At 45.0% G+C, this 12,560-nt stretch carries 8 protein-coding genes; 2 read left to right on the top strand and 6 right to left on the bottom strand.

The genetic code is table 11. From position 1 onward, the window contains the following. Nucleotides 1-27 precede the first annotated feature (27 nt). Entirely contained in the window at nt 28-4,419 is a 4,392-nt protein-coding gene (locus MKX75_RS15400) for a LuxR C-terminal-related transcriptional regulator (protein WP_339165912.1), read from the bottom strand. Between the two features lie 419 nt (nt 4,420-4,838). Here MKX75_RS15400 and MKX75_RS15395 point away from each other — a divergent pair, with 419 nt between their 5' ends. Both MKX75_RS15395 and MKX75_RS15390 read left to right on the top strand, forming a co-directional pair. Next, nucleotides 4,839-5,090, top strand: a complete 252-nt coding sequence (locus MKX75_RS15395; protein WP_339165911.1) for a (4Fe-4S)-binding protein — start codon at nt 4,839-4,841, stop codon at nt 5,088-5,090. Beyond that, nucleotides 5,083-5,364, top strand: coding sequence for a GNAT family N-acetyltransferase (locus MKX75_RS15390; protein ID WP_339165910.1), 282 nt, complete (start codon nt 5,083-5,085; stop codon nt 5,362-5,364). Before MKX75_RS15395 ends, MKX75_RS15390 begins: the two co-directional genes overlap by 8 nt. Before the next feature lie 106 nt (nt 5,365-5,470). Here the strand turns inward: MKX75_RS15390 and MKX75_RS15385 are convergent, their stop codons facing one another. From MKX75_RS15385 to MKX75_RS15365, 5 genes are all read right to left on the bottom strand, one after another. Continuing rightward, the gene (locus tag MKX75_RS15385; protein WP_339165909.1) at nt 5,471-7,138 is read right to left on the bottom strand and encodes an alpha-glucosidase; all 1,668 of its coding nucleotides are present in this window, start codon (nt 7,136-7,138) and stop codon (nt 5,471-5,473) included. 59 nt (nt 7,139-7,197) lie between these two features. Next, nucleotides 7,198-8,778 (bottom strand): alpha-glucosidase, encoded by a 1,581-nt coding sequence (locus tag MKX75_RS15380; protein ID WP_339170485.1) that lies wholly within the window; start codon nt 8,776-8,778, stop codon nt 7,198-7,200. 15 nt (nt 8,779-8,793) lie between these two features. Then, nucleotides 8,794-9,687 (bottom strand): carbohydrate ABC transporter permease, encoded by an 894-nt coding sequence (locus tag MKX75_RS15375; RefSeq protein WP_076333912.1) that lies wholly within the window; start codon nt 9,685-9,687, stop codon nt 8,794-8,796. A gap of 13 nt (nt 9,688-9,700) precedes the next feature. Continuing rightward, nucleotides 9,701-10,615, bottom strand: a complete 915-nt coding sequence (locus MKX75_RS15370; protein ID WP_062834655.1) for an ABC transporter permease subunit — start codon at nt 10,613-10,615, stop codon at nt 9,701-9,703. A gap of 62 nt (nt 10,616-10,677) precedes the next feature. Next, a complete protein-coding gene (locus tag MKX75_RS15365) occupies nt 10,678-12,414 on the bottom strand; it encodes a sugar ABC transporter substrate-binding protein (protein ID WP_339165908.1) in 1,737 nt (578 codons plus the stop codon). Nucleotides 12,415-12,560 lie beyond the last annotated feature (146 nt).

The raw sequence follows: 12,560 nt of genomic DNA, 5'->3' as shown, positions 1-12,560 counted from the left end.
GCCCTTTTAGGCTCGCTTCCTTGTTAGTCACTCTATCAATTGTAACTCTCTGGCACGGACGACAGCTTGCCCCCGCCGTTTTACACCCAACTTGCCGTATATTCTAGATGTATGTGTCTTGACCGTCGTCTCTGCGATGCCAAAGAGATCGGCAATTTCTCTGTTCGACAAGCCTTTTGCAATTGCTGTTATAATTTCCGTTTCTCGTTCCGTCAGCGGTTCCGTCAGCCCTGGTTGACTGGGACTAGGAACCACAGACGAGGCGTTACTTTCGAAAGCACTCGGGATTGTTGTATTCGCAGCTTCGTCTTGCAGCAGCTTGAGATAAATGATCCGTGTTGCAATAAGCTCCAACATCTGAACATCCCTCTTTGTGAACACACCCGGCATCTGTTTATTTTCCAAGTAGAGTAGATAAGAGGTTTGTTCTCCCGGAACATCAATGGACATGCACAGAAGCGACCTCTGCTTTCTTGTTGCGATATAAGCATCCTTCACCCAAAAACTCTGAAGCGCGTCATACAAAATTAGCGGTTTGCCCGTCATTGTTGTATGACGTAAGACGCTCTCCGCATACAAGCCGGCTCCTTTTTCCTGATCAATCCATTCAGAACGGTTAGCTTCAATAACGAATTCATTATTTTGACGCTTCAACAACAGACCACGCTCTGCTCCAGTTTGTCGTAAAGCCGTTTCCAAGAGATGTAACTTCCAGTCGGCCGGATTCGTCTGTGTTAACCCATGGATGAGTCGTTGCACAATCTCGAGTTCCTCTTCACTCTTCAAGCCTTCACCCGTCTTGGAGCCGTTCTGGTGAGGTAACGATGTGCCGGTTTTAGTCATTTGGATACGATCCTGTAATACAGGACCTTCATAACGTTTGTATATCGGGTCCAGCAATTTAGCATCTCTGCTTCTAATCTGAGTTACTTTGAAGGTTATTCCCCATTCGGCGTATGCCGCACATGCATCCATCATCGTAATTGCCGCTCCGGATCGGCTGAGCAGATCATCTTGATAACATACCGCAAGCCGTTCACAAGCAATGGCTTCCAGCAATACGTATTTCTCTGTTCTCGCCAGCTTGATTGCAGCCGTATATTGTTGCATGGCGCCCACCGAATTCCCTGAGATCCGTTCACCCTCTGCTTTGATTAGCAAGTATGCGGAGGACGTACTGTCCAAGAATCCTCGCCAACTCTTCATCAAGCGCAATTGCGCGCGTATCGCCTTGCGGATCCGCTTACGTTCTTCTCTATTCGTTTCGAAATATAATCCAGCTAATGCCAAAGCCTCGTAAACGCGGTGTTTACGAATTTGCATCCAATCCAGATGCAATTCGTTTACCCTTCCTCGCTGCGACCAATATTGCGCTTCCTTGTACCTGCCCGACAGATACGCCACCTCAAGCCGGCGACCACAGCTATAATTGTCCTCGTCCCGTTGCTCCAACTCGCTGTCAGCTGGCACTTGTGGAATAGCGACAAAACTGTCGATCAAAGAATCGTCTTGCAGCACTGCTGCGTAACTGCTCGTCAGCCGCATCATGTCCAGTATCTTGTCGTCGGCAACCTGCCGCATGTTCTCCTCAAAGTATTGGAGCAAATCATTCAGGGCATATACATTCCCATGATTACACATAACACTGAAAATTAAGGCAGGATTAGCAAAGTCATGATCACCGGCTTCCATCGCTTGACGCATCGCAATGAACAGGACAACAGAAGATTCCAAAGGACTGTCCATTTGCTTGATCATTCCGCTCAGAAATGTAAATACATGCTTTTTCCTGAATGTAGAGGTGTTGGCGATTTGCAGAAACACCTGCTCAGCAATCGGAGTCGCTCGAACGAAGCCCGGAAATGACCTTTGCACAATCAGTTCATATGCTCCAATCATGGCGGCTAGGGACTCATTCACCCCTTTATGCAATCCATAACGAATAAATCGGGCATACAATTCCAGAAGCGATCGCGCATCGTGTGCAAGCAATGGAAGAAACAACAGCTCCATGACATGGCATAATTCTTCATAATCCTCATCGCGTGGGTCGGACAGCAGAAGATGCTTCTCCCGTTTTCGATGTAAAAGGATCGCGGTTTGAGTCACTTCCTTTCCTATAGACAACAGTGAACTTTTCTTCCGAAGCTTCCAACCATAGGATCCTAGTGCCTCGATTCCAAATTGAATCGCAGTCTCATTGTCCGCGAGTGCATGGAATCGGATTAAAGGTGCCCAGATTTTGAGCCGCTCTGATCGGCTCAGTCGATCGCTGTCTTGGTTCAAGTCCACCAGCAGTTCTTTCCCACGTGCGCTATTGCCACCCATATATTCCGTCCATGCTAATAAAAGCTGCAATCCGACATCTAGTGAATCTGGTATATCCACCTTGCATGTTGCCAGCAGTTGAAGCCCATTTTCCGCATAATGCTTCCCTTTCGCATAATGGGCGGATGCCAACGCCTCTTGCCCCGCTTGAAGATTGTGCTCGATTAATTGCTTCATTTCTTGATCTGATAATACGGAAGCTGCCAAGTTCAGATGATCAATCGCTGTTCCTGACAGGTCATCACCCGACTCCGGCGTGCGTTCCAATAGTAAACGTCCAATTGCTCGGTGTCGGTGGATATTGCGTCCAGAATCGAATGCATATGCCATTCGGTGAATGAACTCATGGGCAAACCCATAAGTTAAATCTTGTCCATGTTCTTGCCCTGGTTCGTCTTCCCGATAAATCAACCCTTCCGCCTCCGCCTCTTGAAGATTACGGAATACCCTATCTACTGCTATGCCACACACTTCGGCCAAGAGTGTTAACGGAAATAAAGGACCTATTGTGGCCGCCATAGCCAAGAACTCCTTACGATCTTCCTCAAGTTTGGAGAAGTCTATCTCTAGCAGACGCAGATGTTCTTCCGACCTGCTTCGTTGCCGGGTTATTTCTGAGTCCCATACCCACTGACGTCGTTCCTCATCAAAGCATAGTCTGTTCTCTGCTAACCATCCCTCCAGCAAGAGACGAACCGAGCCGGGATTACCACCTGTCTGATCGTAGACAGACCGTGCCAGCAGTTGAATGCGAGCGGATTTTTCATATAGAACATCCGAGATCAGCTGCCTCACATCCTCGTAAGCCAGTTGCGGCAGAGTCACTTGTTCCTGTGGATTCGCAAGGCATCTTTGGCTTAGCCAAGCTAGAAATTCCTCTTGATCAGTATTCGTTTCATCCTCAGCGGAAGTGATCACCTCTTCTGTACGATAAGCCCCAATTAGGAATAATCCATGTGTTTTTTGTGATAATGCAAGTTCACGAATGACGTCTTGTGTACCTTTGTCGGCCCACTGTAGATTGTCCATAAACAGAACAAGCGGTGGTTTACATTCAGCCATACAACAGATCAAGTCGGGCAGTAATTCTTCAAACCGGTCCCAGACCTTCGCAGCGTCCGAGCTATGCGATACCTTCACAGCATTGTCGAACAACAGCTTGGCCTCGGGCCAGCATGAGACGATTACCTGCATTTCTGGTCCGAACTCGGCTTGAAGTTTGGATTTCAGACGTGTAATGAGTTCAACCGGCTCACTCCACAGTTGATAGACCCATTCCCGCATCCCCTGAAGGATCGGACCACACCGCATGTTTGGTTGAAAAGGTTCCGCTTTCATAACGATCATCCGGCCACCATACCGAATAACGTTTTGTTGGATTCTAAGGACAAGCGTCGTTTTACCCGTTCCCTCTTTGCCTATCACCCAACGAAATGTATTCTTTCCTTGAAAAGTCTGGTCCAATCCGGTCTCCATTTGCATTACTTCCGCACGACGTCCATACCACGAATCGGATAGGGAGAGCGTCCGGATTTTATCGAAACGTCCCACTTCCAATGGCGTAAACACTCCATCGTTATCCATCATGTTCTGATACAACTTCAGATCTTCAAGCACCCCATATGTACTCTGATAACGCTCCACCTGTGATTTGGCAAGTAATTTCATCAGTATCGCTTGCAGTGTTTCGTCTAACTCCGGTCGAATATCCGATAAAGGATGAGGAACCTTACGGGTGTGTACGGTATCCCAGTTGTCATCATTGTCAGCATGAAAAGGCAATTGCCCGGTCAACAACTCGTAGAGAATAATACCTAATGCGTAGAGATCACTGCGTTCACTTGGCACGAGATTGAGTCGTGCAAATTGCTCTGGAGAATGATAAGCAGCATGACTTTCCGTATGCCAGGTTATATGCGCCGTTTTTCCCTGCCACTGCACGCTGATATGGTCTGGGCTAAGGTATCCAATGATCCTATTCTGCTCGTGTTCACGCTGCACCATTTCTGCCAGCATAATAGACAGTTCAATGAACATAGTAGGCTCTATTGGGGGATCTGCGATGTAGTCTCTTAAAATCTCGATGTTCATGCACACCTATCTAAGTTATATTTCGTTTCGGGAAATGGATATATATCAGAATTGAATAATAAAATTTCGTTTTGATGAAAAGAATTTATTAAGATAATTACTTAAATAAATTTTAATCTATGATGCATGTAGAGTCTAGCCTGCGTAATGCAGGAAGAGGAAGCAGACGTTACGCTTTTAAATAGGTATGAATGGTTAGATTTTAAATAATAAAAGGGTCAAGTTTTTGCCCCACCCTGTTCTCTCCAAGCCCATTATTCTCTTGCTTCCACTAACGAATTAGGAGATTGGTCACGTTGACTTATTCACGATTTCTCATTTATAATTCGGACATTAAGAGTCAAGCAGAGTCTGCTTCCCATGAAAGCCTGGAATATGGACCTATAAACAAAACTCAACAGTGAAAGATGTGAGGAATTGTGAGTAAACAAAAGTTATACTATGGTAAAGATATCGAGGTCATGTTTAATTCAGATGTCTGCATTCATTCCGGTATTTGCGTAAAGGGCCTCCCTGCTGTGTTTGATTTGAGTAAGCGTCCTTGGGTTGATCCTGATGGTGACACTTCGGATGCCATTGCCCGGCATATTGACACATGTCCAAGCGGAGCATTGACGTATAAGCTTCTGGACGGTAAATATTCAACAAAGAAAGAGGATGAACATGCATAAAGTAGAACATGAACCTTCCAATAAAAGATTTCTTATTCAAGATAACGGTGACACTGCTGCGGTGATGACGTATGTAATTTCAAGTCCAGAGCTATACATAATTGATCACACATTGGTCGAAAATGCATACCGAGGACAAGGGCTTGGCGATGAACTTATCAAAGCGATGGTGGAATACGCGCGGGAAAAGGATATTAAAATTTTACCTTTATGTCCGTTTGCCAAGGGACGTTTCGAACGTATCTCCGAATACGCGGATGTTCTCCATCAATAAAGCGAATATTCGCAGCTAATTTTCTTGTGGCTACACAACAATAAAAGGCGTCTATATCATTCAGAAAATGATATAGACGCCTTTTTCCTTTTTTTACGTATCCTACTTATACTTTATCGCTTAATCCAACAATGGTTTCAAACGGTCGCAACACAAGTGGCAGCATGCCATTTTCATAATTGGTAAGCCAGATCTCTGAGAAGTTGAGGCCAAGCTCATCTTCCTCAAGCTCCACCATGTGTTCAGTAAGATTGATGACTACCAGCACCTGTTGATCTGCCAGTGTACGTGTATATGCGTATACACTCGGATGATCCGGCATAAGAAGCTCATAGATCCCATAAGTCAATGTATCGTGTTTTTTTCGCAGCTGAATCATTTGTTTGTAGAACTGCAGGATGGAACGTGGTTCCTGGAGTTGTTTCTCTACATTAATATTGACGTAATTGTCATTCACCTTTAACCATGGTGTACCGGTGCTAAACCCGGCCTGTTTGGTCGAAGACCACTGCATCGGCGTTCTGGAGTTATCACGACTTGAAGCCCAGATGATGTTCATGATCTCCTCATGTGACATCCCCTCTTCACGTTTGATCTGATATAAATTCCGATCGGCTATGTCGTTATAATCTTCTATGGAAGGGTAAGCCACGTTTGTCATGCCTATCTCTTGCCCTTGGTATATGAATGGCGTTCCTTGCATGAAAAAGTACATGGCTCCAAGTGCTGTGGCACTTTCATACCAATACTCTGTATCATTTCCCCAAGTTGAAACTTTACGAGGCTGATCGTGATTTTCAATAAACAAAGCATTCCAACCGACGCCTTCCAGCGATTTTTGCCACTTGGTCAAGACGTTTTTCAATTTGGGAACATCGAGTTGCCTGTCTGTACTGTTTTTCCAAAGGTCCAGGTGTTCGAATTGGAAGACCATATTAAATTTCCCTCTGACTTCACAGATCCAATCCAGCAGATCTTCTTGGTCCTCTACCTTAACTCCATTCGCTTCCCCAACAGTCACGACGTCATATCTGGATAATGTGTTCTCTTTCATTTCTTGCAGATAACTCTGGATTCCTTTCACATTCATATGCTTTTCAAAAGAAGAGACGTATTTGACGCCTTCTCTGATTGGCATGTCCAAGAGACCCTCTTCTTTGTGAATATGGCTGATGGCATCAACACGGAAACCATCAATCCCTTTATCCAGCCACCAATTCATCATTTCATATATGGAATTTCGAACCTCTTTATTTGCCCAATTCAAGTCTGGTTGTTTCTTGGAGAAAAGATGGAGATAGTACTGTCCGGAGACTTCATCATATTCCCAAGCAGAACCGCCAAAGATGCTCTCCCAGTTATTCGGTTCGTCTCCATTCTTCCCATCTCTCCAGATGTACCAATCCCGTTTGGGGTTATCCAGCGAAGCTCTGGATTCAATAAACCACGGGTGTTCGTCACTTGTATGATTGATCACCAAGTCCATAATAAGTTTCATGCCGCGGTGATGCACTTCATGCAGTAATTGATCAAAGTCCGCCATCGTACCGAATTCATCCATAATGGAACAGTAATCACTGATGTCATAACCATTATCATCGTTGGGTGACTTATACATTGGGCAGATCCATATCAGATCAATACCGAGATCTTGAATATAATCCAGTTTAGATAGGATCCCCTTGATGTCACCAACCCCATCACCGTTGGAATCCATGAAACTTCTCGGATAGATTTGATAGGCTACTGCTTCTTTCCACCATACTCTTTTCATTGAATATAATCCTTCTTTCTTGAGAACTGAACATGATATAACATATTACGTAATATGCTTTAATGATGAATAAGGTACATTCTTGCTTCATATGGACGTAATTTGCTGTCCGAGAGTTCACTTGTATAATTGGATATCAAAAGCTGATTGGACTCTGTTAATTGCTCCTGAAGCGGCAGTTCGGTCGTATATCCCTGGAAATTGCATACCACCAGAATCGTAGTACCATTCAACGTGCGGTTATAAGCAAACACGTCTGGGTTCTCTGGAAAGATCAGCTCATAATCACCATATACAATGACTTCATAATCTTTTCTAAGTTGAATCAACTTCCGGTAATAATGAAATATGGATTCGGGGTTTTTCAAACTTTCCTCGGCATGGATCTGCTTATAATTTGGATTCACCTTAATCCAAGGTTCCCCTTGTGTAAAACCTGCGTTATCGGAAGTATCCCATTGCATAGGTGTTCGTGCGTTATCACGGCCCTTGGCGTAGATCGACTCCATCACGCTTTGTTCAGGACAACCCTTCCCCATTCTTTCCTTATAAAAGTTGAGCAATTCAATATCCCGATAATCCTCGATCGCATATTGAACATTCGTCATACCTAGCTCTTCACCCTGATAAATGTAAGGCGTACCTTGCATGCCATGAAGAAGGGTAGCCAACATTTTAGCCGATTCAACTCTGAATTCTCCGTCATTTCCCCAACGGGATACAATTCGAGGTAAATCGTGGTTGTTCCAGAACAAACTGTTCCAGGCATCGCCCTTGAGCTCCGTCTGCCACTTTGACAGTACTTTTTTTAATCCCATCACATCCAAAGGTTTAAGATCCCACTTTCCTCTGCCTTCCTGTTCATCCAGGCTGATGTGTTCAAATTGGAAGACCATTGAAAACTCACTTCCGTCCGGGTTGCTGTACAGTTTGGCGATCTCCGGGGTGGCGCCCCATGTTTCTCCAACCGTAAGCAGGTCTTCCGCTTTTTGAAACGTCTCCTTGCTCAGTTCCCTGATATATTGATGCAAATTAGGCCCGTTTCCCGTAATCTTCAAATCCGGTTCTTTACCGATTAAGTCGATCACGTCAAGTCGAAAACCACCAACACCCTTGTCGATCCACCAATTGATCATGTTGTATATTTCCTGCCGGACTTTTGGGTTTTCCCAGTTGAGATCGGGCTGTTTTACGGAAAAGAGATGCAAATAATATTGCCCAATCTCAGGCACCCATTCCCAGGCTGAACCACCGAAGGTGGACCCCAAGTCGTTCGGAGGTGTTTCTTCAACACCATCTCTCCAAACGTAGTAGTCATGGTACGGATTGTCTTTGCCTTTTTTGGCTTCTAGAAACCAGGGGTGTTCATCCGACGTATGGTTCAACACCAAATCCATGATGATCCGAATGTCTCGTATCCCGGCTTCATGAATTAATATTTCCATATCTTCCAAAGACCCGAACATCGGATCGATATCCTGATAATCTGAAATATCATATCCGTAATCATCTTGAGGGGACTTGCAAACAGGTGATAACCAGATCGCACCAATGCCCAGTTCCTGCAAATAATCCAATCGGGACACAATGCCCTGCAAGTCGCCGATGCCATCTCCGTTTCGATCTTGAAAACTGCGTATTCAACCTCTCTAAGGTTATTCTTTGACCGATCCTACGACAATGCCAGTCACAAAGTATTTTTGCAGCAGCGGATAAATCAGCAATAGCGGGATAACAGCGACTACAATTTTGGCTGCGTTCAGGTTTTTGTTCGAGATTTCAGTCAGGTTGCTGAGTTCACTGGAATTTGTGCCGGCTTGAAGCAAATCGGCAATATTTACGTTAAGGGACTGAATATAGGTCATTAGCGGATAATTGCTGACTTTAGTCATATAAATCAAACCGTTGAAGAAGTCATTCCATGTCCCCACGATACTGAATAAGGCGACAGTTGCCAATGCAGGAATGGACACAGGGACATACACTTTGAACAAGACCTGAAGCGGATTCGCCCCATCGATGAACGCTGCTTCTTCAAGCGCCTTAGGTACAGCGGAGAAGAAATTCATCACGAGGATGACACTGAATATCGGGACAGCGCCTGGCAGAACCAGTGCCCAAATCGTATTCAGCATGTCCAGGTTTTTGATCAGCAGATAACTCGGGATCATGCCTCCACTGAACAACATGGCAAAAATCATGATATTCATATAAATGTTTCTGCCTTTAAAATCCCTTTTTGATTTGGATAATGGATAAGCCATCAAAATAATCAGAATCATATTAAGCGCAAGGGTAAGCGCGACACGTAAAATGGAGATGCCAAAGGAACGCCAGAACTGTGCATCATCAATAATTTTGCTATACGCTGCGGTTGTAAAATTGACCGGAACGAGACCTACAGCATTTGCTGATACAGCCTCGCTGCTGCTGAATGATATGGCAACGATATTCCATAGCGGAAGAAGGCAGACCAATGCCAGCATAATAACGATGGCATAGATGACAAACCGGCCAATTCGTTCTTTGAAGTTTGCAGAATAGGACACAGATTTGGCCTCCTTAGAATATTTTTCGATCCGTATATTTTTTGGCCAACTGGTTGGCAGACAAGAGCAAAACAATGCCGATTACGGATTTGAACAAACCAACAGCTGTACCGAAGCTATACTGTCGCCCAACGAGACCGATCCGATAAACATAGGTATCCAGAATGTCGCCTGACTCATAGACAATCGGGTTATACAGATTATAGACTTGATCGAAACCGGCGCTCAAAATGTTGGTCAGGCTCATTACACCCATGAGCAGAATGATAGGCAGCATGCCTGGCAATGTAATATGCCATACTTTTCTCCACCAACTGGCTCCATCCATGCCTGCCGCTTCATACAGACCGGGATCAATGGACGTAATTGCTGCCAAATAGACGATAGAGCTATAACCAAACTCTTTCCATACGTCTGTACCTATAATCAGTGGCTGGAACCAAGTGTTGCTACCAAGGAAATTAATATTTTCCAGACCAAAGAACGCCAACATTTGATTCACAATGCCATCCAAACTGAACATGTTGACAACGACGGATGCAAGTACAACCCAGGATAGAAAGTGTGGCAGATAAACAATCGTCTGCACGGATTTTTTGACGTATTTGATACGAATTTCATTTAATAAAACGGAAAAAATGATGGCCATCATCGTTCCAAGCAGAATCTTGCCAATCGCAATGACCAACGTATTGCTGACGACCTGCGCAATATCCGGCAGCTTGAACATATACATAAAATGCTTCAAGCCTACAAATTCGGAGCCGAACATGCCCTTGGCCGGTATATAGTCCTGAAATGCCGTAATGATGCCGACCATTGGAACATAACTGAATACAAGCAAAAACAAAATGCCTGGCAACATCATCATATGGTACATGGCGCCTGGGCCAAGCCGGCCCCTTATTTTCGAATTTCCCTGTTTCATGGATGAACCCCTTTCGTTGAAGAAAGGCTGCGTATCGCAGCCCTGCTACTGTTCATGGATGTCTATTGTTTCGATGCGATCTCGTCTTCAATTTCTTGAATGACTTGATCACCACCTTGTTTCTTCCAATTGCTGACGAATGTATCGAAGTACTCGAGCGGTTCTGAACCCGTGACAATTTTGATAAACGATTCCTGCTCCAACTTCGTCAGATTAGCCCACGTCTGTTTCATACTTGGTGTAGTGCCAGAGAACGCAGGTGTCATCCAGACGAATTTGTTTTCCTGTGTCAGTTTGTCGATCAGTCCAACTCCGTTGATCCGTGAATGATATTTCGACCAAGCAGTCACATCATCCATATCCATGTCACTCAAATAGGTTTTGATGCTTCCGATATTGTTCTTCGATTCGGTTGTGCGAACTTCATCCAGGGAAATTTCTCCTTTAATCCCGCGAACAACGTCCGAGTAATCATCGAGCAGCGATGTAGCCGAATTGACTTCGATATTAAACGGTCTTGTGGAACCGTCTACCCCGGTCTCCTGATACTTGGCAGCTTCCGGCATGGTTGTTGCGACATTTTTATCATTGGCCAGTTTATCGTAGAACAGGTTAAGAATCTTAACGGCCAGTTCAGGATGTTCATATCCCTTTCTCACCACGATAAACTGATTGGATGGATTGGCATGAGCCACGTTGACCTTGCCGTTTGCATCCTCCAGTGTGTAAGCCGAGAATTTCGCATTTTTATCCATCTGCTTCGCGCTGATCAGTCCCCAGTCAGGAATATGCCACGGTCCAAAGGCGATACCGCTTTGACCGTTGGCGTAGAGTGCGGTAATATCATCAAACGTGCGGGTTCCAAATTGTGGGTCAATGATACCATTCTTGAACCAATCCGCCATGGTGCCCAGCATCTTCTTCGTTTCTTCTGTCGTGGAACCATACACAATTTTGCCGTCTTCACCATTCATCCAATATTGCGGAAAGGCTCCCTCGGTTGAGGCCACACCCAGCATCGTATAAGCAGAGCCATTATAATCTGTTGTGTTCATCGTGTTCACAAAAGGAATACCTACCGGGTTCCCGGATTGGCCAGGATCTCTTTTCAGGAATTCCAGCGTTGTCTTTTCCACTTCATCCAGTGAAAGGGCGCCGTCTCCGTCTGCATCCAGTTGAATCCCCAGCAGATCGAGCCAATCTTGACGGACCCAAACCATCGTTGGTGCGGAATCCAGGGAAGTCGCCGGAAGGCCCATCAAACGTCCATCAATCGTTGCATTGTCTAATGCACGTCCATCATAGGAATCGTACATCTGCTTGATATTATCCGTGGCATATTGATCGTAAATGGACGTCAGATCCTCAATCAGGTCGTTATCCACCAGCTCTTTCAGTTCATCTTTGGAATCAACACGCATCATGTCGGGCAATTCCCCGGATGCGATGGCAAGCGAAACCTGACGGCTATAATCTTCGCCATTGGCTTCAAATTGATCTGTAATCTGAGCGTTAAACGTGTCTTTGACCAGCCTCGTATATGCGTTGTTCTCATAAGTATCACCAGCTGGCAGTTTCGGGTTGGCTGTGGTTACCCGTCCCATGGTTACGGTAATCTCATCTTTATAGGCACTGAATGGATCTCCTGGCGTTACCTCATATTTGCCTGCTTCCTCTGCAGTAGGAGGATTGGAAGAGCTCCCGCATGCCGCGAGGGTTGCCACCATCAAGGCAGACATGGACAGCACGGCCAGACGCTTCGTCATCAGCTTGCTTTTCATAGACCATTTTGTTCTCATCTAGTTCGATTCCCCTTTATTCTAAATATCAATTATGTTTACGCTTTCATTATAAAATGGAGTGAAGGTCCATCGAGATAGGGATTACACGTCCGTTTGGATAGAGAAATGGTTACAGTTTCAGTCGGTATTATAAAGCACGGTTT

Origin of the sequence: Paenibacillus sp. FSL R5-0341, assembly GCF_037975235.1 — a bacterium.
Lineage (GTDB): Bacteria > Bacillota > Bacilli > Paenibacillales > Paenibacillaceae > Paenibacillus > Paenibacillus amylolyticus_A.
The sequence above is the reverse complement of the archived record's forward strand: the minus strand, read 5'-3'. Positions and strand labels throughout refer to the sequence as shown.

Bases quoted from the DNA above. Each gene is read 5' to 3' on its own strand.
- MKX75_RS15385 (WP_339165909.1), bottom strand. From the start codon at position 7,138: ATGAAAAGAGTATGGTGGAAAGAAGCAGTAGCCTATCAAATCTATCCG.
- MKX75_RS15390 (WP_339165910.1), top strand. From the start codon at position 5,083: ATGCATAAAGTAGAACATGAACCTTCCAATAAAAGATTTCTTATTCAA.
- MKX75_RS15365 (WP_339165908.1), bottom strand. From the start codon at position 12,414: ATGAGAACAAAATGGTCTATGAAAAGCAAGCTGATGACGAAGCGTCTG.
- MKX75_RS15400 (WP_339165912.1), bottom strand. From the start codon at position 4,419: ATGAACATCGAGATTTTAAGAGACTACATCGCAGATCCCCCAATAGAG.
- MKX75_RS15370 (WP_062834655.1), bottom strand. From the start codon at position 10,615: ATGAAACAGGGAAATTCGAAAATAAGGGGCCGGCTTGGCCCAGGCGCC.